Source organism: Nocardia sp. NPDC058176 (genome assembly GCF_042883805.1).
Taxonomy (GTDB): Bacteria; Actinomycetota; Actinomycetes; order Mycobacteriales; family Mycobacteriaceae; genus Nocardia.
The window spans coordinates 40,794-65,006 of record NZ_JBHVVA010000002.1 but is presented as its reverse complement, the minus strand read 5'-3'; the positions used below and the strand labels follow the sequence as shown (position 1 = coordinate 65,006).

The 24,213-nt window shown below is 69.5% G+C and carries 19 protein-coding genes; 4 read left to right on the top strand and 15 right to left on the bottom strand.

Features of this window, described 5'->3' with window-relative positions:
* Positions 1-45: 45 nt before the first annotated feature.
* From ACFVVM_RS12840 to ACFVVM_RS12785, 12 genes are all read right to left on the bottom strand, one after another.
* Positions 46-441 (bottom strand): DUF779 domain-containing protein, encoded by a 396-nt coding sequence (locus ACFVVM_RS12840; RefSeq protein WP_387616977.1) that lies wholly within the window; start codon positions 439-441, stop codon positions 46-48.
* Positions 441-1,958 (bottom strand): aldehyde dehydrogenase, encoded by a 1,518-nt coding sequence (adh, locus tag ACFVVM_RS12835; RefSeq protein ID WP_387616975.1) that lies wholly within the window; start codon positions 1,956-1,958, stop codon positions 441-443. The genes ACFVVM_RS12840 and adh overlap by 1 nt, the downstream gene beginning before the upstream one ends.
* Before the next feature lie 86 nt (positions 1,959-2,044).
* On the bottom strand, positions 2,045-3,265 hold the full coding sequence (locus ACFVVM_RS12830; protein WP_387616973.1) for a transcriptional regulator: 1,221 nt from the start codon (positions 3,263-3,265) through the stop codon (positions 2,045-2,047).
* 165 nt (positions 3,266-3,430) lie between these two features.
* On the bottom strand, positions 3,431-5,320 hold the full coding sequence (locus tag ACFVVM_RS12825; RefSeq protein WP_387616971.1) for a dipeptide ABC transporter ATP-binding protein: 1,890 nt from the start codon (positions 5,318-5,320) through the stop codon (positions 3,431-3,433).
* Positions 5,317-6,183 carry an ABC transporter permease gene (locus ACFVVM_RS12820; RefSeq protein WP_387616969.1) on the bottom strand — a complete coding sequence of 289 codons (867 nt, stop codon included), beginning with the start codon at positions 6,181-6,183 and terminating at the stop codon, positions 5,317-5,319. Before ACFVVM_RS12820 ends, ACFVVM_RS12825 begins: the two co-directional genes overlap by 4 nt.
* A gap of 97 nt (positions 6,184-6,280) precedes the next feature.
* Positions 6,281-7,279, bottom strand: coding sequence for an ABC transporter permease (locus ACFVVM_RS12815; RefSeq protein ID WP_387616967.1), 999 nt, complete (start codon positions 7,277-7,279; stop codon positions 6,281-6,283).
* Between the two features lie 27 nt (positions 7,280-7,306).
* Positions 7,307-8,941, bottom strand: a complete 1,635-nt coding sequence (locus ACFVVM_RS12810) for an ABC transporter substrate-binding protein (protein WP_387616965.1) — start codon at positions 8,939-8,941, stop codon at positions 7,307-7,309.
* The gene (locus ACFVVM_RS12805; protein WP_387616963.1) at positions 8,941-10,932 is read right to left on the bottom strand and encodes an acetyl/propionyl/methylcrotonyl-CoA carboxylase subunit alpha; all 1,992 of its coding nucleotides are present in this window, start codon (positions 10,930-10,932) and stop codon (positions 8,941-8,943) included. The genes ACFVVM_RS12810 and ACFVVM_RS12805 overlap by 1 nt, the downstream gene beginning before the upstream one ends.
* Positions 10,929-12,494, bottom strand: coding sequence for an acyl-CoA carboxylase subunit beta (locus ACFVVM_RS12800; protein ID WP_387616961.1), 1,566 nt, complete (start codon positions 12,492-12,494; stop codon positions 10,929-10,931). The genes ACFVVM_RS12805 and ACFVVM_RS12800 overlap by 4 nt, the downstream gene beginning before the upstream one ends.
* Entirely contained in the window at positions 12,491-13,726 is a 1,236-nt protein-coding gene (locus ACFVVM_RS12795) for an aminotransferase class I/II-fold pyridoxal phosphate-dependent enzyme (RefSeq protein ID WP_387616959.1), read from the bottom strand. The genes ACFVVM_RS12800 and ACFVVM_RS12795 overlap by 4 nt, the downstream gene beginning before the upstream one ends.
* A 44-nt stretch (positions 13,727-13,770) precedes the next feature.
* The gene (locus ACFVVM_RS12790; protein ID WP_387616957.1) at positions 13,771-14,958 is read right to left on the bottom strand and encodes an MFS transporter; all 1,188 of its coding nucleotides are present in this window, start codon (positions 14,956-14,958) and stop codon (positions 13,771-13,773) included.
* 152 nt (positions 14,959-15,110) lie between these two features.
* On the bottom strand, positions 15,111-15,887 hold the full coding sequence (locus tag ACFVVM_RS12785) for a helix-turn-helix domain-containing protein (protein ID WP_387616955.1): 777 nt from the start codon (positions 15,885-15,887) through the stop codon (positions 15,111-15,113).
* 72 nt (positions 15,888-15,959) lie between these two features.
* Between ACFVVM_RS12785 and ACFVVM_RS12780 the strand changes: the two genes are divergently transcribed.
* Positions 15,960-18,011, top strand: a complete 2,052-nt coding sequence (locus ACFVVM_RS12780) for a thioredoxin domain-containing protein (RefSeq protein WP_387616953.1) — start codon at positions 15,960-15,962, stop codon at positions 18,009-18,011.
* Between the two features lie 197 nt (positions 18,012-18,208).
* Here the strand turns inward: ACFVVM_RS12780 and ACFVVM_RS12775 are convergent, their stop codons facing one another.
* Positions 18,209-19,690: an adenylate/guanylate cyclase domain-containing protein gene (locus ACFVVM_RS12775; protein WP_387616952.1), complete on the bottom strand. Its 1,482-nt coding sequence runs from the start codon at positions 19,688-19,690 to the stop codon at positions 18,209-18,211.
* A gap of 70 nt (positions 19,691-19,760) precedes the next feature.
* Positions 19,761-20,423, bottom strand: coding sequence for a hemolysin III family protein (locus tag ACFVVM_RS12770; RefSeq protein WP_387619171.1), 663 nt, complete (start codon positions 20,421-20,423; stop codon positions 19,761-19,763).
* Between the two features lie 259 nt (positions 20,424-20,682).
* Here ACFVVM_RS12770 and ACFVVM_RS12765 point away from each other — a divergent pair, with 259 nt between their 5' ends.
* The 3 genes from ACFVVM_RS12765 (at position 20,683) to ACFVVM_RS12755 (ending at position 23,233) form a co-directional block, all read left to right on the top strand.
* On the top strand, positions 20,683-21,462 hold the full coding sequence (locus ACFVVM_RS12765) for an isoprenyl transferase (protein ID WP_387616950.1): 780 nt from the start codon (positions 20,683-20,685) through the stop codon (positions 21,460-21,462).
* Positions 21,463-21,490: 28 nt separating this feature from the next.
* Positions 21,491-22,057, top strand: a complete 567-nt coding sequence (locus ACFVVM_RS12760; protein ID WP_387616949.1) for a hypothetical protein — start codon at positions 21,491-21,493, stop codon at positions 22,055-22,057.
* 81 nt (positions 22,058-22,138) lie between these two features.
* A complete protein-coding gene (locus ACFVVM_RS12755) occupies positions 22,139-23,233 on the top strand; it encodes a hypothetical protein (RefSeq protein WP_387616947.1) in 1,095 nt (364 codons plus the stop codon).
* Here the strand turns inward: ACFVVM_RS12755 and coaA are convergent, their stop codons facing one another.
* Positions 23,234-24,166: a type I pantothenate kinase gene (gene coaA / locus ACFVVM_RS12750; protein ID WP_387616945.1), complete on the bottom strand. Its 933-nt coding sequence runs from the start codon at positions 24,164-24,166 to the stop codon at positions 23,234-23,236.
* Positions 24,167-24,213: the final 47 nt, after the last annotated feature.

Below are 24,213 nucleotides of genomic sequence, written 5' to 3'. Positions count from 1 at the left end.
AGCGTCGCCGACCTGCGTAAACGGTGCGATTACTGGTGTTTCACATCACTGCGGAACAGTGTCACCGGTGGGCGGCGGTGGCTGGGTTTCCAGCTCGGCCACCTCCTCGTCGGTGAGCAGGCGGGAGCGGATCAGGAACCGCACGCCTTCGGGTGCTTCCAGGGAGAAGCCCCCGCCACGGCCTGGAACCACGTCGACGGTGAGGTGGGTGTGCTTCCAGTACGCGTATTGGTCGGCGCTCATCCAGAACGGAGTCTCGCCGGGTAGATGGCCGAGCAGCACGTCCGAGGCACCCACGCGGAACTCGCCGCGTGGGTAGCACATCGGGGAGCTGCCGTCGCAGCAGCCGCCGGATTGGTGGAACATGACCGGGCCGTGTTGCCCGGTCAGGTCCCGCAGCAGCGCCGCCGCCTTCTCGGTCAGGTCGACGCGCCGCACCATCAGAAGAAGCCGAGCTTGGTGGGCGAGTAGCTGACCAGGATGTTCTTGGTCTGCTGGTAGTGATCGAGCATCATCTTGTGGTTCTCGCGCCCGATGCCCGACTTCTTGTAGCCGCCGAAGGCCGCGTGCGCGGGGTAGGCGTGGTAGCAGTTGGTCCACACCCGGCCCGCCTTGATGCCGCGGCCGAGGCGGTAGGCGGTGTTCATGTCGCGCGTCCACACACCCGCGCCGAGACCGTAGAGGGTGTCGTTGGCGATCTTCAGCGCCTCGTCGGTGGAGTCGAAGGTGGTCACCGCGACGACGGGACCGAAGATCTCCTCCTGGAACACGCGCATGTCGTTGCTGCCCTTGAAGATCGTCGGCTCGATGTAGAAGCCGTCGCCCAGGCCGTCGACGCTGCGGACCGCGCCGCCGGTGAGCACCTCGGCGCCTTCCTTCTTGCCGATGTCGATGTAGGACAGGATCTTCTCGAACTGATCGTTGCTGGCCTGGGCACCGATCATGGTGGCCTCGTCGAGCGGGTTGCCGCTGACGATCGCCTTGGTGCGCTCGATGCAGCGGGCCATGAACTCGTCGTAGATCGACGACGCGATCAGCGCCCGCGAGGGACAGGTGCACACCTCGCCCTGGTTGAGCGCGAACATCACGAAGCCCTCGATGGCCTTGTCGAGGTAGTCGTCATCGGCGGCCATCACATCGGGCAGGAAGATGTTCGGGCTCTTGCCGCCCAGTTCCAGGGTGACCGGGATGATGTTCTCGCTGGCGTACTGCATGATCAGGCGCCCGGTGGTGGTCTCACCGGTGAAGGCGACCTTGGCCACGCGCGGGCTCGACGCGAGCGGCTTGCCCGCCTCCACGCCGAAACCGTTGACCACGTTGAGCACGCCCGGCGGCAGCAGATCCGCCACCAGCTCGACGACCTTCATGATCGAGGCCGGGGTCTGCTCGGCGGGCTTGAGCACCACCGCGTTGCCCGCCGCCAGCGCGGGGGCCAGCTTCCAGGTGGCCATCAGGATCGGGAAGTTCCACGGGATGATCTGGGCGACCACGCCGAGCGGCTCGTGGAAGTGGTAGGCGATGGTGTCACCGTCGACCTCGCTGATCCCGCCCTCCTGGGCGCGCAGCACCCCGGCGAAGTAGCGGAAGTGGTCGACGGCCAGCGGCAGATCGGCGGCCAGCGTCTCACGGACCGGCTTGCCGTTGTCCCAGGTCTCGGCGACCGCGAGGGCCTCGAGATTGTTCTCGATCCGGTCGGCGATCTTGTTCAGGATGTTGGCGCGCTCGGCGGCCGAGGTCGCGCCCCAGGCCTCGGCGGCGCGGTGCGCGGCATCGAGCGCCAGCTCCACATCGGCCGCGGACGACCGCGCGATCTCACAGAACGGCTGCCCGTCCACCGGAGAGGTGTTCTCGAAGTACCGTCCCTCGACCGGCGGCACCCACTTGCCGTCGATGAAGTTGTCGTATCGCGGCGCGTAACTGACGACGCTGCCCTCGGTACCCGGCTTGGCGTAGATCATGGGTGGTGGCTCCTCGCTGATTCCGGTGAATCGTGACGCCCATCACTATGCGCCCCGAGGGTTGATGAAACGTTGAAGCCGACCGATCAGGCGCGGAGGGCGCTGTGGAGGCGGGCTGCGGCCATGGCGCGGCGGGGGTCGTGGGGTGGGAGGAGGGTGAGGGCGTGTTCGTGGACGGCGATGTCGTCGGGGGCGGATTCGCCGTAGGTGAGGGCGTGGTGGGGGTGGGGGCTGGCGAGGACGGCGTTGCGCATGGCCACTTCGAGGTAGTCGCGCCATTCGCTGATGCCGGGTGTGTCGGAATCGGGGAGCAGAGGGCCGTGGTAGAGGCGGACGGCGGTGTCGAGGTCGCCGGATTCCAGGGCGCGCAGGACGTCGACGGCGTCGCAGGACAGGGGAGTGGTGAAGCGGTAGACGCGGCTGGTGATCTCGCCGCCGGTGGCGCGGCGCAGATACGACATCTCGGATTTGAGGGTGCTCGCGCCGACCGCGCGGTCGCCGTAGACGGCGTAGTGCAGGCGTTCGTGGTTGTAGCCGTCGTCGTCGAGGGCGAGCAGGGTGAGGATTTCGAAGTGGCGTGGGCGCAGGCGGATCGGGGTGCCGTCGCGGGTCAATCGGCCGGTGCCGAGGCAGGTCAGGCGCATACCGGCCGGGGCAGGGGCGGTCGCGTGCAATTTGGATTCGATGGCGGTGGTCATGGTCCGCACGGTGGCCATGGCCAGGGGGTGCGAGCGCTTCCAGGTGGTCGACAGGTCGAGTACGCCGAGCAGGGTGCCGTCGGCGGCGCGGATCGGCGCGCAGTAACAGACCCAGCCGTGCAGGGCGGCGACCAGGTGTTCGGCGGAGAACACGGTGTGCGGCTGATCGGTGCGCAGGGCCAGCGACAGCGCGTTGGTGCCCATGTGCGCCTCGTCCCAGCGACCGCCGGGCGCGAAGTTCACCTGCTCGGCGCGCCTGCGCATGACCGGGCCGCCGTAGGTCCACAGGATCGTGCCGGAGGCGTCGGTGACGGCCGCGACATAGCCCGCGTCGTCGGCGACGCTGTGCAACTGGTCCTGCAATTCGGTGACCGGCCCGCGCAGCGGCGAGTCCTGCCAGCGCGGTCCGATGTCGTCGGTCTCGCTCTCGGGGGCGTGATCACGTCCCGGATCGACCGTCCGCAGCGACCGCAACCAGGACTGCGCCACCTCGGTGCGCACCGCCGAACTCCGGCCCAGCGCGGAGGTGTCGGCCTGGTCTGGCACCCACTGCGCCCACTCCCGTTCCAGCGCAGCACGCTGCGCGGAGAGCGTCAGCCGCTGAGCCATCGGGGCACGTGTCTTTCCTGCGGGGTCACATGGCGAATGTTGCAGTTCTCATCATGCCCTAGATTCACCCGCTGAGCAGCAGTTTCCCGTGCTCATCCGCCCGGGACGGCCGCGCGGGGCTCGCGACCCCGTGGGGAAGTGTGGATGCGCCGCGCCTACCGCTGCTCAGTTCTGTTCGTGCTCGGCGAGTTCGGGGAGGCGGGGGACCGAGGCGAGCAGGCGGCGGGTGTAGGCGTGGTCGGGGGCGCGCAGGACCGTGTCGACATCGCCGGATTCGACGATGCGGCCGTCCTTCATGACAAGGACGCGGTCGGCGATGTGCTGGATCACGCCGAGGTCGTGGGAGATCAGCAGGAGGGCGGTGCCGAACTCGGCGCGGAGGTCGGCGAGCAGGTCGAGGATCTGGGCCTGGACGGAGACGTCGAGGGCCGAGACCGGTTCGTCCGCGACGAGCAGTGCCGGGTTCGGTGCCAGGGCGCGGGCGATGGCCACGCGCTGGCGCTGGCCGCCGGAGAGGGTGCGCGGGTGGCGGTCGAGCAGATCGCGGGCGAGGCCGACGGCGTCGAGGATCTCGCGCACACGCTCGGCCCGGGCCTTGCCGCGCACGTCGACGGTGTCGAGACTCTCGCCGATGACGCGCTCCACGGTGTAGCGCGGATCGAAGGAGCTCAGTGGGTCCTGCGCGATCAGTTGCGCCGCCCCGCGCAGGGGCCGCAGCTCGCGATCGGAGAGTTCGCTCCACGGCTGACCATCGACCACCACTCGCCCAGACGAGGGCGTGACCAGCCGCAATGCCAGCCGCGCGGTGGTGGTCTTGCCCGAGCCGGATTCGCCGACGATGCCGAGGGTTTCGCCCGCGAACAGGTCGAAGTCGACATCCTCGACCACGGTGCGTGCGGCCGAACCGGAACCGTAGGTCTTGCGCAGCTCGCGTACCGAGAGCACGACGCGGGTGTCGTCGATCGAGCGTGGTGGCAGGGGTGGGCGCTCGCGATCGGAGAGGCTGGTGGTCCGCTGCTGGTGGACTCGCGGTGGCGACACTGAAGCCCCGCCGGCAGCGGATGCCGGTCCCGTCGGCACTGATACGGAAGCCGGCTTGGTAGCCACCGGTTCGGCAGTCGGTCTTGCGGGAGCTGGTCCGGAGGCCGGGTCGGTGGCCGCCGGCGCGGCAATCGTCCTGGTCGGCGTCGGTGCGGCAATCGTCCTGGTCGGCGCCGGTGTGGGCGTCGGTGCGGCAGTCGGATCGGTGGGGACCGACAGCCGTGATCCGCGAGAGGCGGCAGAGGGGACGGCTGCGAGCAGCTTCTTTGTGTACGGGTGCGCCGGGCGGGTGAGCACGTCGAGGGTGGTGCCCTGCTCGACGACTTCGCCCTCGCGCATGACCAGTACCCGGTCGGCCACTTCGGCGACGACCGCGAGGTCGTGGCTGATCAGCAGCAGTGCGGTGCCGTCGGCCTTGCGGGCGCGCAGGAGTTCCAGAATCTGTTGCTGCACAGTCACATCGAGGGCGGTGGTCGGTTCGTCGGCGATGATCAAGCGTGGATCGCCTGCGAGTGCGGTGGCGATGAGCACCCGCTGGCGCTGTCCGCCGGACAGCTCGTGGGGGTACTGGCGCAGGCGCAGTTCGGGTTCGGGCACGCCGACGTCGGTGAGTAGCCGCACGCTGCGTTCGGTGAGCGCGCGCCCGCGCAACGGGGTCAGTGCGCGTTGGACTTCGGCCAGTTGCGCGCCGACCGAGAACAGCGGGTCGAGCGAGACCAGCGCGTCCTGCAGGACGAAGCCGATCTCGGCCCCACGGATCCTGCGCCACTGCCGGTCCCGGTGCCCGCGCGCGTCCTGCCCGACGATTTCGAGCCCGTCGGCGCGCACGACCGCGCCCGGTCCGGCCAGGCCGACCAGCGTGCGTGCCGTCACCGACTTGCCCGAGCCGGACTCGCCGACCAGCGCGACGGCCTCGCCGGGTTCGATCCGCAGATCGATGCCCTTGACCACGTTGCGAACGTCGCCCTTGGCTGAGAAGCCGACTCGCAGGTTCGTCACATCGACCAGACTCATGTCGGCCTTCCGTCGTAGTGCCGTTGCCAGCGCCGTCCCAGCGAGCTCACCGCGATGACGGTCGCGGTCACCGCCACGCCGGGCAGCACGGCGATCCACCAGGCGTTGCGCAGATAGTTGCGGCCCTCGGCGAGCATGGCGCCCCATTCCGGTTCCGGCGGTTGGGGTCCCATGCCGAGGAAGCTCAATCCCGCCGCGCCGAGGATGGCGGTGCCGAGGCCGATGGTGGCCAGGATCGGGACCTGGGCCACCGCGTGCGGCAGGACATGGCGGCGCACCAGGGTGGCGCGGGTGAGCCCGAAGGTGCGGGCCTGCTCGACATACCCGGATTCCTGCACGACCAGGGTCTGGGCGCGCACCACCCGGGCGAACCGGGGGATCGAGGCGATGCCGAGCGCGAAGATCAGGTTGGTGGTGCCGGGGCCGGTGAACGAGATCAGCACCAGGGCCAGCAGCAGATCCGGGAACGAGGAGACCACGTCGAGGAACCGGGTGATCAGCTCGTCGAGCGGACCGCGCGCGAGCCCGGCCAGCAGTCCGAGCAGCGTTCCCGCGACGACCGCGATCGCGACGGCCGCGACCCCGATGAGCAGCGAGTACCGCGCGCCGTGGACCACCCGGGTGAACACATCGCGCCCCAGATGGTCTGTGCCGAACCAGTGTTGAGCACTCGGCGGCAGCTGCGCGGCCAAGGGATCGGCGGCGAGCGGATCCGTACCGGCCAGGACATCGGGGACGAGCACCGCGACGCCGACGAGCACCACGGTCACGGCCGCTATGGCGACGCCCGGTGCGAAATCGAAATGTCTTGCGCGCGCGATGGTCTGTGCGGCGATGCCGCGAGGGGAAGCGGCAGTCGTCATCGTGTCTCACCTTGCTCGGGAAGTCGCGGTGGAGTTGAACAGGCTGTGGGCGAGGCGATCTGGTGGGAAACCGTGTGGCGCGGACCGGCGTGCGTCATCACGTCCCTTCCCCGCGCGAATCGCGTCGCAGGCGTGGATCGAGCACCAGGTACAGCAGGTCGACCAGTGTGCTGATCACCACGTACACCAGCGCCGACAGGATCGCCACCGCCAGCACCACCGGAAGGTCTTGGGCGAGAACGGCTTCCACCGTCACACGGCCCAGCCCCGGCCTGCCGAACACCTCTTCGATGATCACCGCGCCGCCGAGCAATCCGCCGACCAGCCACCCGGTCAACGTCACGGCGGGCAGCGAAGCATGCCGCAACCCGTGCCGCAGGCGCAGTTCGTTCTCGCTCACCGACCAGGAGCGCACCGTCACCGCGAACGGTTCGTCGAGCGCTCGCTCCAGCCCGTCACGTAGCACCTGCGAGATCACCGCGCCCAGCGACAGACCCAGCGCGAGCGCGGGCAGAACCAGGGCCGAGAGCCCCTTGTTCGCCGCCACCGGGAAGATCTTCAACTGGAAGCTGAACACCGACAGCAGCACGATCCCGAGCCAGAACGACGGCGTCGAAACCAGCGCCAGCTCAACGGTGTTCGCGATCGACCGGGCCCGCCGACGCCGTGCGGTCGTGGTCGCGACGACGACCGCGAACACCAGCGCGACCAGCAGCGCCGCCCCGGTGAGCGCCAGCGTCGGCCCGGCCTGAGAACCGACGACTTCAGATACCGGCCGCTGCAGCACATAGGACCGCCCGAAATCCCCGTGCGCGATATTCCACAGGTAGCGCCCGTACTGGACCACGGCCGGACTGTCGAGCCCCCATTCGGCCCGGATCGCGGCCTCGATCTCCGGGGTGCGCGGCTGCTCGCCGATCAGCACGTCGACGATGTCACCGGGCGCGAGCCGCACCCCGAGGAATGCCAGCGTGGCCGCGCCCCACAGCACCCCGAGGCCCGCGAGCACCCGCAGCACGATCCGCCCGCCGATCCCGGCACGGCGGCCGGGATCGGCGGTCTCGACCGCCTTCCGCGCGGTGATGTCGAGCGTCACCGACAGCACCCCGGCGCGACGGTCGGCTCAGCCACGATCGATCCAGATGTCGTAGGCGCTCTCCGGCAGCTGCTTGTACGGCCGGAATCCCGCGCCGTACACGTGCGCGGCGGCCGCGATCTGGTTCTCCGGAATGTAGAGCGGCAGCGCGTAACCCTTTTCCACGAGCGCGAACTGCTGCAACTGCGAGTACTGCTTCGCCCGCTCGGCGATGTCGGTGGTCGCGGCGGCCGCCTGCAACCAGGCCGACAGCTCGGGATCACTCGCACGGCTGTAGTTGAGCGTGCCCTTCGATGACGCCGGGTACCAGTGGTTCTCGATGTCGATACCACCGGTGATGGTGTCGGAGTTGGCGATCGAGCCGAAGGTGTTCTTCTTGCGCAGCTCGGCGTAGGTGCCGAGATCGACGTAGGACAGCTTCAGGTCGATGCCCGCGTTCTGCTTGGCCTGGGCCTGCACGGCCTGCAACAGCACCTCGCGCTGGTCGCGCACGGTCGACTGCGCCTGCACCAGATCGATGGTCAGCCGCTGACCGTCCTTGGTGCGGAACCCGTCGGAATCCTTTGCCGTCCAGCCCGCTTCGTCGAGCAGCCGGTTGGCGGCGGCGGTGTCGGCACCGTAGGCGCCCTCGATGCTCTTGTCGTAGAAGGGCTTGTCGACGGTGGAGGTGATGCCCCAGCCGCGAGTGCGCTGACCGCGATAGATCGACTCCAGGATCGCGTCGACATCGACGGCGGCGTTGAGCGCCTTGCGAACTCGCTCGTCGGTGGCCGGGCCGAAGGTGGCGTTCCAGTACAGCGAGTACGGGCTGCCGTTGTTGAGCGCGGTCTGATACGTGTAGTCGGGATCGTCCTGGAACAGCGACGCGTCGTTGCCCGAGACACCCTCGATGAGATCCACCTGGCCCGACGTCAGCGCACCGGTGCGCACCGAGGACTCGGGCAGGAACCGGTAGGTCACCTCGTCGAGGTGGGCCGGACCCTGGTGCGCCGCGTTCGCGGGCGCCCAGTTGTAGTCCGGGTTCTTGGTGAAGTGCAGTTCCTGGCCCTTGACGTAGCGGTCGAGGATGAACGGTCCGGTACCCGCGATCTCCGGTCCACCGGCTTTGATCTGCGGCTTGTCGAAGGCGGCGGGGGAGATGATGTCGAAGCCGGAGGCGAAGTCCAGGAACGGCGCGTAGGGGTTCTTCAGGGTGAAGACCACCGTGTGCTCGTCGCGTGCGTCGACCCCGGCGAGGTTCGACAGCGGACCGGAGGAGAACCCGCCGGAGTAGCTCAGGTCCTGCATGGTGGTGAAGTTGCGGGCGACACCGGCCGCGGTGAGCGGATTGCCGTCGGTGAACTTCACATCGTCACGCAGGGTGAAGGTGTAGGTGAGTCCGTCGGCGGAGATCTCGTGGCCGGTGGCCAGCCAGGGGACGTAGCCGCCGTCCTGGGTGCGGGCGAGCAGCGTCTCGAAGGTGTTGCGCAGCAACATCTTCGTATTGCTCTGTCCGTTGAGGTGCGGATTGAGTGTGGTGGGTTCGGTCTCCACACCCCAGGTCAGCGAGCCGCCGCTCGTCGGTTCCGCGGATTCGCGTGCGGCGGTGTCGGTTCCGCCGCACGCCGACACCAGCAGCGCGGTCGCCGCCATCAGTGCCGTTGCCAGTCGTCGAGTCCGCATCACAGTGCGGCTCCCCTCTCCTCGATGAGAAACAGTGATTGATCCGTCGTGACCACCGCGCCTTCGGCGGCGGTCACCGTGACGATTCCGGCGTGTGTCGCCGTGAGTTCGTGCTCGAGCTTCATGGCCTCGACCACGCCGAGCAGCTGACCTTCCTCGACCCGCGCACCCGACTCGACGTGCAGCCGGACGAGCGTTCCCGGCATGGGCGAACGGATCTCGGGTTCGCCCGCTCCCGCCCCGTGCGCGCCGTACTCGGCGAAGCGCACCTCCCGGACGACCCCGTCGACCTGGCACTCCCAGCCCTCGCCGCGCCTGCGGACCACGCAGGCCGTCGAGCCGACCGTGACGGTGCCGGCGCTGTCGACGCTGACGGGCGAAGGCCCGGACCTGCTCGCGTCGGCGCGGGCAGGTGCCGCGCCCGCTCGGGTGAGCGAGGGCGGGGCCGACGCGGCGCGCAGCAGGGCCGCGTCCTCGGCATAGCCGCTGACCCGCACCGTGAACGGTCGCCCGTCGACCTCGAGATCGATTCCGCCGAGATCACCGTCGACCGGGTCGAGCCAGGCGCGGTCACCGCTCGGCGCACCGGCCGACCAGGGCGTTGCCCGGTCCGGCGCGCTGAGTACCCCGCCCACCGCGAGCGCGGCGAACTCGTCGGGGTCGCCGAACTCGGTGACCGGGTCGATCCGGTCCAGATAGGCCGTGTCGTGCTCGGCCGCCGCGACGATGGGGGAGGACAGCACGTGCGCGGCGAAACCGAGGTTGGTCGAGATGCCGTGCCAGCGCAGTTCCGCACTGGTCCGCCGAGCGCGGTCCAGCGCCTCGGCCCTCGTGGCGCCGGTGGCGACGAGCTTGGCGATCATCGGATCGAATCCGCCGGTGACGCGCAGTCGCCGGGTGAACGCCCGCTCCACCCGCACGTCCGGCCAGTGCGTCACCTCGAGCTCGCCGGGGCACGGCAGGAACGACCGGAACGGGTCCTCGGCGTACATCCGCACCTGCACCGAGGCACCGGAGTAGGCGATGTCGGCCTGGGCGGCGGGCAGCGGTTCGCCCGCGGCGACCCGCAACTGCCACTCCACCAGGTCGAGACCGGTGATCTCCTCGGTGACCGTGTGCTCCACCTGTAGCCGCGTGTTCATCTCGATGAAGAAGAACTCCGTGCCGACCAGCAGGAACTCGAAGGTGCCCGCGCCGACGTACTGCAGAGCCTTCGTACCCTGCACCGCGGCGTCGAACATCGCCGCGCGCACGTCGGCCGGAATCCGCGGCGCCGGAGCCTCTTCGATCACCTTCTGATGCCGTCGCTGCAGCGAGCAGTCCCGGTCGAAGAGATGGACCGCGCCGCCGTGTTCGTCACCGAACACCTGCACCTCGATGTGGCGCGCGTGCTCGACATAGCGTTCCAGATGCAGGCGACCGTCGGCGAAAGCCGCTGTCGCGGTACGCGATGCCGACGCCAGGGCCTCGCGCAGCCCGGCGGCCGAACGCAGCACCGACATCCCCTTGCCGCCACCGCCACCGGCGGGCTTGACGATCAGCGGATAGCCGATCGCGCCCGCCTGCTCGACCAGCGCGTCGAGGTCCTCGCTCGCCACCGCGGTGCCGGGCAGCACGGGCACCCCGGCCTCGGCCATCACCTGACGCGCGGACGCCTTGTCGGCCATGGTCTCGATCACCCGCGAACTCGGCCCGACGAACACCAGCCCCGCCGCCCGGACCGCCCGCGCGAAACCGGCGTTCTCGGACAGGAATCCGTAGCCGGGATGCACGGCATCGCAACCGTTTTCGGTGGCGGCACGAATCAGCGCCGCGGCATCGAGATAGCCGCCCGCGGGCAGCGGCACCGTCGCCACCGCACCGGCGTGCCCGCTCAGCTCGCGGTCCTCCTCGACGGACACCGTCACGTACTCGAGGCCGAGCCGCTCGCAGGTGCGCGCGATCCGGGCGGCGACCTCGCCCCGGTTCGCGATGAGCAGTCGCGCGATCACAGCCGGAACACCCCGAAATGCGCGGGTGCGGGCTCGGTCCGGTCCCAGCGTTCGTGGGCCAGCGACAGGCACTGCGCCAGCCAGGACCGGGTGTCCTCCGGCTCGACCACGGCATCGATCCACATGCGCGCGGCGATGTAGGCAGGCAGCGACTGGCGTTCGAAACTGTCGATGATCGGCTGCTTGATGGCGGCCTCGTCGGCGGCGCTGAGTTCCTTGCCCTCGCGGCGCAACCGGTCGCGCTTGAGGATCGCCATCACCGCGGCGGCCTGCTCGCCGCCGACCCCGGTGGACCGGGCATTGGGCCACATGGCCATGAACTGGCCGCCCATCGACCGCCCCGACATCGCGAAATTGGCGGCGCCGAAACTACCGCCGATCACCAGCGAGATCTTCGGCACGGTGGCGCAGGAGACGGCATTGACCATCTTCGCGCCGTGCTTGGCGATCCCGGCCCGCTCGTACTCCGCACCGACCATGAACCCACTCACGTTGTGCACGAACAACAGTGGGATGCGGCGCTGATTGCAGATCTGGATGAAGTTGGTGGCCTTGAGCGCGCTGTCGGGGAAGATCACGCCCTGATTCGCGATGATCCCGACCTCGTATCCGGCGATCCGCGCGGTCGCGCACACCATCGTGATGCCGTAGTCCTTGCGGTACTCCACCCACGAGGCGGCGTCGACGACGCAGCGCAGGATCGCGCGGACGTCCATCTCCTTCTTGGTGGTCGCCGGGATCAGGTCCGGCAACCGCGCCGGATCGTCGACGGGTTCGAGCACCTCGAAGGCCGGGGGACGCACCCGGTCGCCCGGGGTGCGCGCGACGATGTCGCGGACCATCGCCAGCGCTTCCACCTCGTCGGCCGCGAGATGGTCGGCCACCGCCGTCTCGCGCACGTGCAGGTCGGCGCCGCCGAGGGTCTGCGCATCCACGACCACGCCGGTCGCGGCCTCCACCAGTTGCGGTCCGCCGAGGAAGACGGTGCTGAGGCCGGAGACCATCACGGTCTCGTCGCTCATGGCCGGGATGTAGGCGCCACCGGCGGTGCAGATGCCGAGCACCGCCGAGATCTGCGGCAGGCCCATGGCCGACATCTCCGCGATGTTGCGGAACATCTTCCCGAGGTGTTCCTCGTCGGGGAAGATCTCCTCCTGCAACGGCAGGTAGATGCCACCGGAGTCGGCCAGGTAGACGCAGGGCAGCTTGTATTCCCTGGCCAGCTTCTGCCCGCGCAGCTGCTTCTTGATGGTGAGCGGATAGTAGGTGCCGCCTTTGACGTGCGGGTCGTTGGCGAAGACCATGCACGGGCGGCCGTGGATGGTGCCGATCCCGACGATCAGCGCGGCGGCGGGGAGATCGGTGTCGTACACCTCGTGCGCGGCCAGCCTGCCGATCTCCAGGAACGGCGTGCCGGGGTCGAGGACGCGGTTGACCCGTTCGCGCACCGGCAGTTTGGCGTCGCCCGTGCGCCTGCGTGGCGCCACGATCTCGGCGGTGTGTTCGCGCAGCAGGGCTCGCTGGGCCTCGAATCCGAGGGTGTTCTCGACGGTGACGGTCATGCGGGCTGCTCCGCCCGCTCCTGATGCGCGGCCAGGCTCGCGCTCAGTGTCTCGGCGAACCGCCGGATGGTGTCGGGTTCGAGGTCGGCGCGCAGCATCAGCCGCAGGCCCGCGCTGCCGCGCCGGATGATCGGGAAGAACACCGGCGAGGTGTAGAAACCGGCCTCGAGCATGTCGCGCGCCACGGCGACGGTGACGTCCTCGCGGCCGATGCTGACGAACCGGATGGGCAGTCCGTCCCCGGCGAGCTCGGTGTCGACCAGCGAGTCGAACAGGCGGACCCGCTCGCGCAGGGCGATCTGCAGTGCGTCCACCGTGCCGTCGTCGTGCAGGTCGCACGCGGCGACGATGGCACCGAGCCCGGCGGTATTGGTGCGCTGCGACCACATCAGCGGCCCGCTCGTGCGCAGCAGGGTGGGCTTGTGGGAGTCGTCGCCTGCCGCGCCGTAGAAGATCACGCCGCCGCTGGCGCCGAAACCCTTGTTGAGCGAGGCGATCACGAGCGTGCGCTCGCGCCAGCCCTCGTATGCGCCGAGAACGTAACCACGCCCACCCGGACCGATCGTCGAGATGCCGTGCGCCTCATCGAAATACAGAAACAGTCCGTATTGATCCTGCAGCCGGTGCAGTTCCGCCAGCGGCGCGCCGCCACCCGTGCTGTAGACGCCGTCGGCGACGTAGGCCACGGTCGAGTGCTCGCGGCACAACTGTTCCAGTGCCGCGATGTCGTTGTGCTCGATCGTCACCAGCTCGGTCTCGTCGGCCACCAGCGGCTTCATCGCGTTCAGGCAGAAGTGCGCGTTCTTGTCGAACACGACCAGCGGCGGCTTCCCGTCGGTGAGCTCGCCCGAGGCGAGCAGCGGCAGGGTGGCCCAGGCCGCCGCCGCGCACGACGACACCGTCACGGCCTGCGCGTCGAAAGTGCGCGAGAGCCGCTGTTCGGCCTCTTCCAGCAGCGACAACCGGATGCGCATCCGGGAGATGGAGGAGTTGATCGTCGCGGTCTCGTCGAGGCCGCGGTGCGCACCGGCGAGGATGCGCGGATCGCTGTCGAGGCCGAGGTAGGAGTAGGAGGAGAAGTTGACGATCGTGCGACCGTCACGGTCGTGCACCTTGCCGTCGCGCATGTCCGTCGCGACGATGTCGACCAGGCCGTGTGCGGTGCTGTCGTCCCAGAACGTGTTGCTCAGGTGCAGCTGGCGACCGATGTTGGCGAATTGATGAATGACCATTCGATGGTTCCTTCGGGTGGCGATGGAGCGTCGAGAACGGGTATTCAGGTACGGCTTTCGGGAGTGCGGACGAGCGCGACGTTCGCCGCGGCGAGCAGGGTGAGCACGAGCGACCAGGCCAGCAGGCCGGTGAGCGCGGGACCGGCGAGCGAGGCGATGCCGGCCAGGCCCTGCTGGATCAGCGCGCACCAGGAGACGGCGATCGCCGCTCCGGCGGCGAGATGGCTGACGGCGTGCGCGGCGCTGTTGGGGAACAGGGTCGCCTGACCGAAGGTGCTGGTCACGTACCCGGCGAGGAAGATCGGCAGGGCGATCGCCCGCGGCAGGTCGACCACCCACACGGCGGTGATCAGCACGCAGCCTGCCAGCATGATCCAGGCGCCGCGGCGCATCATGACGCGCGCCCCGACCCCGCGCACCGCGCGGCGCACATAGGTCGCCCCGCCCAGATACGCGGCGCCGTAGAGCACGCCGAACAGGCCGAACACCCACGGCGGCAAAGCGAACCGGTCGGTGAAGATGAACGCCGACTTCTGCTGGATCATCACGATCACGGCGAAGCCGATCCCGCCCGCGACGGCGCTGGCCAGGAAGATCCGGTCGCCGAACAGGCGCCGGGCCGTGCCCTTGACGGGCAGGGTCACCGCCGGTTTCGGCAGCGAGATGCGCAGGGCGAAGGCGACCGGGATCGCGGCGAGTACCGCCAGGATGACGAAGCCGTAGCGCCAGCCGATCGTCGAGGTGACGATCCCGCCGATCACCTGGCCACCGCCGAGCGCGACGACGAAGGCCATCGAGAGCAGCGCCAGCTGACGCGCGAGATCGGCGCCGCTGAACAGGTCCTTGATCATCATCCGGCCGACGACCGCGATGCCGCCCGCGCCGATCGCCTGGATCACCCGCAGCCCCAGCAGTTCCGGCGCGTTCGTGATCAGCGCGAGCGCGGCGCTGGCCAACACGAACAGCAGCCCGGCCGCGACGAAGGCGGGCACCCGGCCGAAGCGCTCGGCCGCCCGGCCCCAGGCGACCACCGGCAGCGCGGCGAACACCACGAACACGGCCACCGAGAGCTGCAGTGTGCTCTCGCTCGCGCCGATGTCCGCGCCGAGGGCGGGCATGCCGGGAAGGTAGATGGTGGTCGCCATCTGGGCGACCACGACGGCCCCGCACGCGGTGGCGACCACGGCTCGGTGTGTCGTCGGTGCCGACCCCTGGTCGGTGTCCTGACGCACGAACAATGTTCTCCCCCTGAGCCATTCGGTTTCCCGGTCCGCGTTCCAGATATACGGCGTCAGGTCGAAGGGCGGCCACCCTTGGAATCGCGGTGATTCTCGAGGATTGAGCCGGCGTCGGCGCGGTTATCGCGGCCGGTGGCGGCGCGGTGTCAGGAGGCGCGTTCGCCCAGGTCGAAGTGGATTCCGGCGCGCAGCACGGTGGTGGCGGACACGCCGATCAGGCCGTGGAAGGTCTCGCTGAAATGCGAGGGTGTGGCGAAGCCCGCATCAACGGCGGAGCGAGTCAGATCTAGGCCGCCGACCGCGCCGCTGAACACCGAGATCATCCGGTTCCATCGCTGATACCCGCGAAACGAGGTACCGCAGTGCTGGGCGAACAGCCGCAGGAAATGGCCGGTGGACAGGCCCATGTTCGCGGCGATCCGCTCGGCGCGCAGGGGCTGCGCGGGTTCGGCGCGGATCGCGGCGGCGACCCGCGCGATGCGGGGATCGCCGACCGGCCCCGCACCGGAAACCGCGCGGGCGTAGACGCGGTCGGGTTCCACGACGGGGCTCGCGCACAGCTCGACGAGCTCGCGCTCGTGGCGGTGCGCCAGCCCGAAAGCACCGGCGGCGTCGGTCATCTCGTCGGCGATCATCGTCGCGGACGCACCCGCCGGATCGACGAACAACGCCAGGATCCAGTCCCCGGCGGCCATCACGCGCTGTGGCGTGCGGGCGGGCGCGAAGCAACTGCGCGTGCGGACCGGGCCGTGCGGGGTGTGCACGACCAGCGGCCCGTCCACGCCGACGGTGAGCATCGCGACCGAGGGGGAGTGCGGATCGACGCCGAGATCGGGTCCGACGTAGCCGATGTGTCCCGGGCGGACCCATGCTGTCGGCGTCCGCACCGGGCCGAGGAGCTGCGGAAGGTCGCCGATGGTCACCTCACCAGCGTATCGGCCGGTCCGGACGGTGGGCCCGTGTGCGGGGCCGGGCGCGTGTGGCAGGGTGGAAGCGTGAACCGATTGGCCGGTGCGACCTCGCCTTATCTGCGTCAACACGCCGAGAACCCCGTGCACTGGCGGGAGTGGGATGCCGAAGCCCTCGCCGAGGCGGCGGCCCGGGACGTGCCGATCCTGCTCTCGATCGGCTACGCGTCGTGTCACTGGTGCCATGTGATGGCGCACGAGTCGTTCGAGGACGCGGCGACCGCCGAGCAGATGAACGCCGAGTTCGTGTGCGTGAAGGTCGACCGCGAGGAGCGGCCCGATCTGGACGCGGTCTACATGAACGCCACCGTCGCCATGACCGGGCAGGGCGGCTGGCCGATGACCTGCTTCCTCACCCCCGACGGCGCGCCGTTCTACTGCGGCACCTACTACCCCAAGCAGCCGCGCGGCGGCATGCCCTCGTTCACCCAGTTGCTCAGTGCGATCACCGACACCTGGCACAAGCGCCGTGACGATGTGAACTCGGCCGCGCAGCAGGTCACCGACGCGCTGCGCGCCCAGGCCACCGGCCTGCCCGACGCCGAATTCGCCATCGCCCCGGCACTACTCGATCAGGCGGTCGCCGCCATCGCCGCGGACGAGGATCGCGAACACGGCGGTTTCGGTGGGGCGCCGAAGTTTCCGCCGTCGGCCCTGCTGGAGGGGCTGCTGCGGCACTGGGAGCGCACCGGCGACAAGACGGTCTACGACCTGGTCGAGCGCACGGCCGAGGCGATGGCCCGCGGCGGCATCTACGACCAGCTGCGTGGCGGCTTCGCCCGTTACGCCGTCGACACCGGTTGGCTGGTACCGCATTTCGAGAAGATGCTCTACGACAACGCGCTGCTGCTGCGCGCCTACGGCCATCTCGCCCGCCGCGCCCCCGCGACGCCACTGGAATCGTTGCCGCACCGGGTCGCGCGCGAGACCGTCGAATTCCTGCTGGGTGATCTGAGCACCGCCGACGGCGGTTTCGCCTCCGGTCTCGACGCCGACACCCACCTCGAACCGGGCGGTCCCGGCGTCGAGGGCGCGACCTATGTGTGGACGCCCGCGGAGCTGGTCGGCGAGCTCGGCCCGCTCGAGGGCATGTGGGCCGCCGACGCGTTCGGCGTGAGCACCGCCGGCAACTTCGAACAGGGCACCTCGGTGCTCACCCGGCGCAGCGATCCCGTCGACATCGAACAGTCGGCCCGCTTCGACCGGTTGCGCGCCCAGCTCTTCGAGGTGCGCGCGCAGCGGCCACAGCCCGCGCGCGACGACAAGGTGGTCACCGCCTGGAACGGCATGGCGATCACCGCGCTCGCCGAAACCGGTGCGGCACTGGAGGAACCGTCGTGGATCGCGGCCGCGGTCCGCTGCGCGCGATTCCTGCTCGAGGTCCACCTCGTCGACGGCAGGTTGCGCCGCGCCTCCCTCGACGGCGCCGCGGGCACCCCGCCCGGCGTGCTCGAGGACTACGCCTGGCTCACCACCGGCCTGCTCGCGCTCTACCAGGCCACCGGCGAACCCGACTGGCTCGCCGCCGCCCAGCTGCTGCTCGACACCGCGATCGACCGCTTCGCCGATCCCGACCAGCCCGGCAGCTGGTTCGACACCGCCGACGACGCCGAAACCCTCGTCGCCCGTCCGCGGGACCCGGTCGACGGCGCTACCCCGTCCGGCGCGTCCACCCTCGCTGAGGCCCTGCTCACCGCCTCCGCCGTGGCCGATATCGATCGGGCCTCGCGCTACCGCGAGCTCGCCGACCTGACGCTGGGCCGTGGCGCGATCCTGCTCGCCAGGGCGCCGCGCACCGCTGGTCACTGGCTTGCCGTCGCCGAGGCGTCGGTGCGCGGCCCGATCCAGGTGGCTATCGCCGCCACCGAGAAATCTTCGGCCGCAACCGAACTCCTCGCCGCTGCCCGTGACGCCGCACCCGGTGGTTCGATCGTCCTCGCCGCCCCACCCGACGCCGCGCCCCTGCTGGCGGATCGCCCCCTCGTCGACGGCGCCCCCGCCGCCTACGTCTGCCGCGGCTCGGTCTGCGACCTCCCCGTCACCGACCCCGCCGCCCTCACCACCGCCCTACAGCGCTAACCGAAGCACGTAACCAGGCGCCGGGGTAGGTCAGCGGACCGAGCGGTCCGCGCGTCAGATCGGACTTTGCCGCTCGGGTGGCGGGCGGGTCAGCGCACCGATCGGGTTGCCGTCAGATCGGCCTTTCCGTGTGCCGCTCGGATGGATTCACCCGTCTGGTGCTCGCCCCTGAGTCGCGTGATCGTGGGTCCAGCTGGTCAGCGAACGGGTGCGAGGTCGGACCAGGTGCGGGTGCGGCCGGAGATGCCGCGCAGGCGAATGTCCTTGTAGCGCTTCCATTTGGCGCGCTCGTGGGGTGTGGCGGCCTGCAGGATGGCGGTGCTGACCAGGATGCGGCGCGGGGCGTCCTTGGCTTCGGCGGTGAGCCGCGCGGCTTCGTTGACGGCGTCGCCGATCACGGTGAACTCGAGCCGGGTGTCGGCGCCGACATCACCGGCGAAGACGCGACCGCGGGCGACGCCGATGCCGATGTCGAGTTCGCCGGTGGCGACGACCTCGTCGCGGATGCGGCGGGCCGCGCGCAGGGCGGGGGTGGCGTTGTCGTGCAGGGCCGAGGGTGCGCCGAAGATACACAGGGCGGCGTCACCGGCGAACTTGTTGACCAGGCCACCGTTGTCCTCGGTGGCGGCGACCACGGTGGCGAGCAGCCGGTTGAGCTTGTGCACGAATTCCTCCGGCGCCATCTCGGCGGACAGCTGCACCGAGCCGGTGACGTCGACGAACAGCGCCGAGACGATCCGCACGTCCCCGGTGAGGTCGGCATTGCCTGCCAGGGCGCGTTCGGCCACGGTGGAGCCGACGTGGCGGCCGAACACGTCCTCGGTATGCAGCTGGTCGCGCAGGGTGGACGCCAGTTCGTTGACCGAGTGTTCGAGTCGCCCGATCTCGCTGGCACTGCCGACGGGCACCCGCACGTCGAGTTCGCCACGGGTGATCCGTTCCAGCGCCCGGTACAGGGTGCGCATCGGGGTGGCGACCGAGCGGGCGAGCAGCCAGGTGGCCAGCGCGCCGACGGCGAGGGCGACGATCGAGAACAGCAAGGCGGCGCGCACCCGGTCCTCGGCCGGGGTGGTGCTGTCGCTGAGCACCACGATGATGATCAGCCCCGGCAGCGCGGCCGAGACCGCCCAGGTGACGAGAACCCGCACCAGCACGGTCGAGGTGGGGTGCACGGTGGGCCCGAGCACCGCGGCGATGATCGGCACGGCGGGCCGGACCAGCTGGTCGAGGACCAGATAGATCACCCCCGCCGATTCCAGCGCGCCGAGCGTGAAGCCCGCGACCAGCACGGCGACATTGTGATAGTCGGTGTAGCGGTCGACCTGCCACACCGCCAGCGCGACGCCGGGTGTCCACAGCACGATCGCGCGCAGGGTGATCGCGGCGGGCAGCCGGATCAGGCGCTCGGCTTCCTCACGGGTGGGCCGACGGCCGTCGTCGAGCCAGCGCAGGTGTCTGCGCCGGTCGTAGAGGGCAAGGCAGATCCCGGCGGTGAACGCGAGCGTCGGGTAGATCGCGATCAGCACCGCCGAATCGCGCCAGTCCGAGCCGAGCCGGCTGAAGACCCCGCCCGCCCAGGCGACGAGGAAGATGGCCGCGACGCCGACCATATTGGCGGAGATGACCACCAGGGCCAGCCCCCAGTAGGACCGCAGGGCCCACCGGATCAGCCGATTCACCGCGCACACTCGAGTGACACAAATACCGAGCATAGAAGGCGCGGCCATCCCGGCAGCGCCCACGCGCCGGTCAGCCCAGTACGACCAGCCAGATCGCGACGTAATGACACAGCGCCGCGACCACGGTCGCGGCATGGAAGAACTCGTGATGCCCGAAGTCGTCCCACGGATTGGGCCACTTGGTGGCATAGAGCACGGCCCCCACGCTGTAGATCACCCCACCCACCGCCAGCAACACCATCGGCAGCACCCCCACATTGCGCAGCAGTTCCCCCGCCACCGGCACGATCGCCCACCCCAGCAGCAGATACAACGGCACCCCCACCCACTTCGGCGCCGTCGGCCACAGGATCTTCAACGCCACCCCCGCCAGCGCCCCCGCCCACACCACGATCAACAACGTCCGCCCGGTCGACCCCGGCAACCCGAGCAACGCGAACGGCGTATAACTCCCCGCGATGAACAGAAAGATCATCGAGTGATCCGCCCGCTTCATCCGCACCCGAGCCCGCACACTCCGCCAGGTCACCCGGTGATACACCGCACTGATCCCGAACAGCGCACACACCGAAACCCCGTACAACAAAGTCGACCACCCAGCGGTAGCCGACTCCCGAAACCCGAACACCACAAGAACGGCAACCCCAACAGCCGCCACCCCCACAGCCCACGTATGAATCCACCCCCGCAACCGAGGCTTCACCACCGCGACGGGCACCTCAACGGCCTGCACAGCCTCCACGAAACCTCCAAGGACAAAAACCTACGGTACCGTAAGTTACGCTCCAACCGTACGCCAAAACCCAACCCCACCACCACAAACGTGCCCCCCAACACAAAAAACGCGACCCACTGATCTCGCAAGAACATGGGTAACTCCCCAACCACACCAAAACCGAACCACCCACTCACCGCCGGCCCGGCACGAATCCCACCCCCCACCCACGACCGGCAAAATTCCCGGGGAGGCGGGCCAGGCGTAGGGTGCGGGCGTGGAGTTTCTTGGTCGGGTGCGTGGTCTGCCGTACCGCATCTACGAAGCCAGGCTGTCCAAGCACCTGGCAGACAAGCAGCACCCCCGTCATGTCGCGGTGATGTGCGACGGCAATCGCCGGTGGGCGCGCGAGAACGGTTTCACCGATGTCAGCCACGGCCATCGGGTGGGTGCGCTGAAGATCGCCGAACTGGTCGGCTGGTGCGCCGACGAGGGCATCGAGATGGTGACCGTCTATCTGTTGTCGACGGAGAATCTGCGCCGCGATCCGGACGAGCTCGAGACCCTGTTCGAGGTCATCACCGACGTGGTGGAGGAGCTGTCGGCGCCGGAGCAGAACTGGAGCGTGCGGATCGTCGGTTCGCTGGCCGGGTTCCCCGAGCTGATCGCCAAGCGGCTGCGCACGGCGGCCGAGCGGACAAGTGGCCGCGACGGCGTGCACGTGAATGTGGCCGTGGGTTACGGCGGCCGGCAGGAGATCACCGACGCGGTGCGCTCGCTGGTGCGCCAGGAGATCGCCTCGGGCGAGTCGGGTGAGGATCTGGTGCAGTCGATCACGGTCGACGCGATCGGTCAGCACCTCTACACCTCCGGTCAGCCGGACCCGGATCTGGTCATCAGAACCTCTGGTGAGCAGCGTCTTTCGGGTTTCCTGCTGTGGCAGAGCGCCTATTCGGAGATCTGGTTCACCGAGGCGTACTGGCCGGAGTTCCGGCGGGTCGACTTCCTGCGCGCGCTACGGGATTACGCCGCGCGGCACCGGCGTTTCGGCATTTGAGCCGGTCCGCTCGCGTACTCTGCGGTCAGTGGAACCCGATCAGTCTTCCTACATAAGTTATGCGGAATTCGGCAGGCGTTTCCTGGAATACGCCGTGTCCGAGCAGCGGATCGCCGAGGCGTTCGGTGAACTCACCGGTGCGGCTTTCGATTTCGGGCCGATCGGGGTGGGCCCCGGCAAGCTCGCGAAGGTGACCGCGCAGGTGGAGCTGGCCCGGCCGCACATCCTGCGCTTCGTCGACGCCTACATCTCCTTCGAGCTCACCATCCCCTTGCGCGTGGACCTGGTCGTCGATCTGGCGGTCGACCGGTCGCGGTTCCGGGTCGACGGCACGGTGCACCTGCATCTGACCGCGCGCACCGCCGACCCGCTGCGGGTGATCATCGATATCGCCGAGCCGCGGCCCAGCGATGTGCGGGTCAATGTCGCCAGTGCCACCAAGCGCGGTGAGTTGTTGCGGGTGCTGGCCAGTGTCGATCACGAGATCCGCCGGTTCGTCGCCCGCTATGTGGCCGCCGAGATCCGCAAGCCCGAGATCGCCGCGGTCCGCAACATCGATGTGGCGACCAGGCTCGACGCGGCCTGGAAGTTGTAGGCAAGTCCGCGCCGATTCGGGGCGCGTGCGGGCTAGGCTGCTGCCCGAGACCAGGCCCGACGACACGTGCAGGGGTGAGCGGTGGCAGCAGCGAGGATGGGGTGGGGCGCGGCGATCGGCGTGCTGGGATGCGTGCTCGCGCTGACCGCGGGCTGCGGGACCGAGCAGCCACCGGCACCGCGCCTGACCCCGGAACAGGAGCGCGCGCTCGCGACGGGCCCGGTGTTCGCCTACCGCACCGCGGCCGAACTGGCGGTGGTGCGCGGCGCCGAGACCGTCCGCGCGCCCGGCAGTTTCGGCTATTCCTCGGCGGCGGTCGGCTTCACCGAGGACGGTCGGTACGCGTTCTCGGTGGAGACGAGTTCCAAGACGCTGGTGACGTTGAGCGTCCAGGACGGCGCGGTCTCGCGGACCGAATGCGATTGCACCGACGCGGTGGCCCTGCGCGACTCGGTGGTGGGCTGGTGGCGGGAGCCCGGCCAGATCATGAGCTTGGATCTGGCGGGCACCGAGCCTGCCGCGCCCGAACGTGATGTGGTGCTGCCGGATTCGCCCGATCCGCTCTCGGGTGGGAACTGGGACGGTGCCCGGCTGGTCGCCGCCAGCGACGAGTTCCTGCTGGTGGCCAGGGTGGAGTCGCGCGGGCTGTGGTGGGAGAAGAGCCACCTGTACGCGATCGGCGCCGAGGAGATCCTGCCGCTGGGCCGGGTGCCCGGCATCGACGGCCAGCTCGCGGCCGCCACCGGGCCCGACCCGCGCAGCTTCGTGCTGGCCGGTGCGACCGCGCGCAGCGCGTCCTGCGGGATCGGGCACGTGGCGACGATCGAGGTCACCACCAATGTCGTCCAGGAGCTGCCCCTGCTGCCCGGCGAGTGCTCGGCGGCCTACAGCCCGCGCTGGGACGACGACACGATCACCGTCGCCACCCGCAAGTGGGCCGACGCCCCCGGTGCGCCGTCGGCGGTCGATCGTTTGCGCTCGGCCGCCCAGGGGTGGGCGCCGGTGGGGGAGTACCCCGTGGTCGACATGCTGTCGCACGCACAGGAATCCGTCGTCGAGGTGGTCGCCGGTGATCCGACCGACGCGCGCGACACCCCGCGCGGCGTGCTCGTCGTCGAACGTGACGGTGCGCGAACGGAATTGGCGACCCAGGTCGTCTCGCTGAGCGCGCCGTGATCAGAGCTTGCGCAGGCGCAACCGGTTGATGGTGTGGTCGGAGTCCTTGCGCAGCACCAGCGTCGCGCGCGGACGGGTCGGCAGGATGTTCTCCACCAGGTTGGGCCGGTTGGTGGAGTTCCAGATGTCGCGCGCGGCCGCGGTGGCCTGCTGGTCGTCGAAGGACGAGTAGTGGTGGAAGTGCGCGTCGGGGTCGGCGAAGCCGGTCTTGCGCAGGGCCAGAAAGCGCTGCACGTACCAGTTCTCGATGTCCTCGATCCTGGCGTCGACATAGATGGAGAAGTCGAACAGGTCCGAGACCATCAGGCGCGGGCCGGTCTGCAAGACGTTGAGGCCCTCGACGATGAGGATGTCGGGCTGGCGCACGCAGTGCTTCTCGTCGGGCACGATGTCGTAGGAGATGTGCGAATACACCGGCGCGCACACCTCTTCGGCGCCCGACTTCACTTCCGTGACGAACCGCAGCAGCTTGCGCCGGTCGTAGCTCTCCGGAAAACCCTTGCGGTGCATGATGCCGCGTCGGGTGAGTTCGGCTGTGGGATAGAGGAATCCGTCGGTGGTCACCAGGTCGACGCGCGGATGGTGATCCCAGCGGGCCAGCAGCGCCTGCAGCACGCGCGCGGTGGTCGACTTGCCGACCGCCACGCTGCCCGCCACGCCGATCACGAACGGCACCTGCTTGTCCGGATGCTTCTCGCCGAGGAAGGTGGCGGTGGCCGCGAACAGCCGCTGGCGTGCGGCGACCTGCAGGTGGATCAGTCGAGCGAGCGGCAGGTAGACCTCGGCGACTTCCTCGAGATCGATCTGCTCTCCGAGGCCACGTAACCCGGTCAGTTCCTCCTCGGTCAGGACCAGGGGAGTCGACTTGCGCAGGGTCCGCCACTGCTTCCGATCGAACTCCACATACGGACTCGGCTCGCTCATCCGTGCCACTTACCCGACGCTCCGTCCGGACAAACACGCACAGCTGGGCTGCCCGT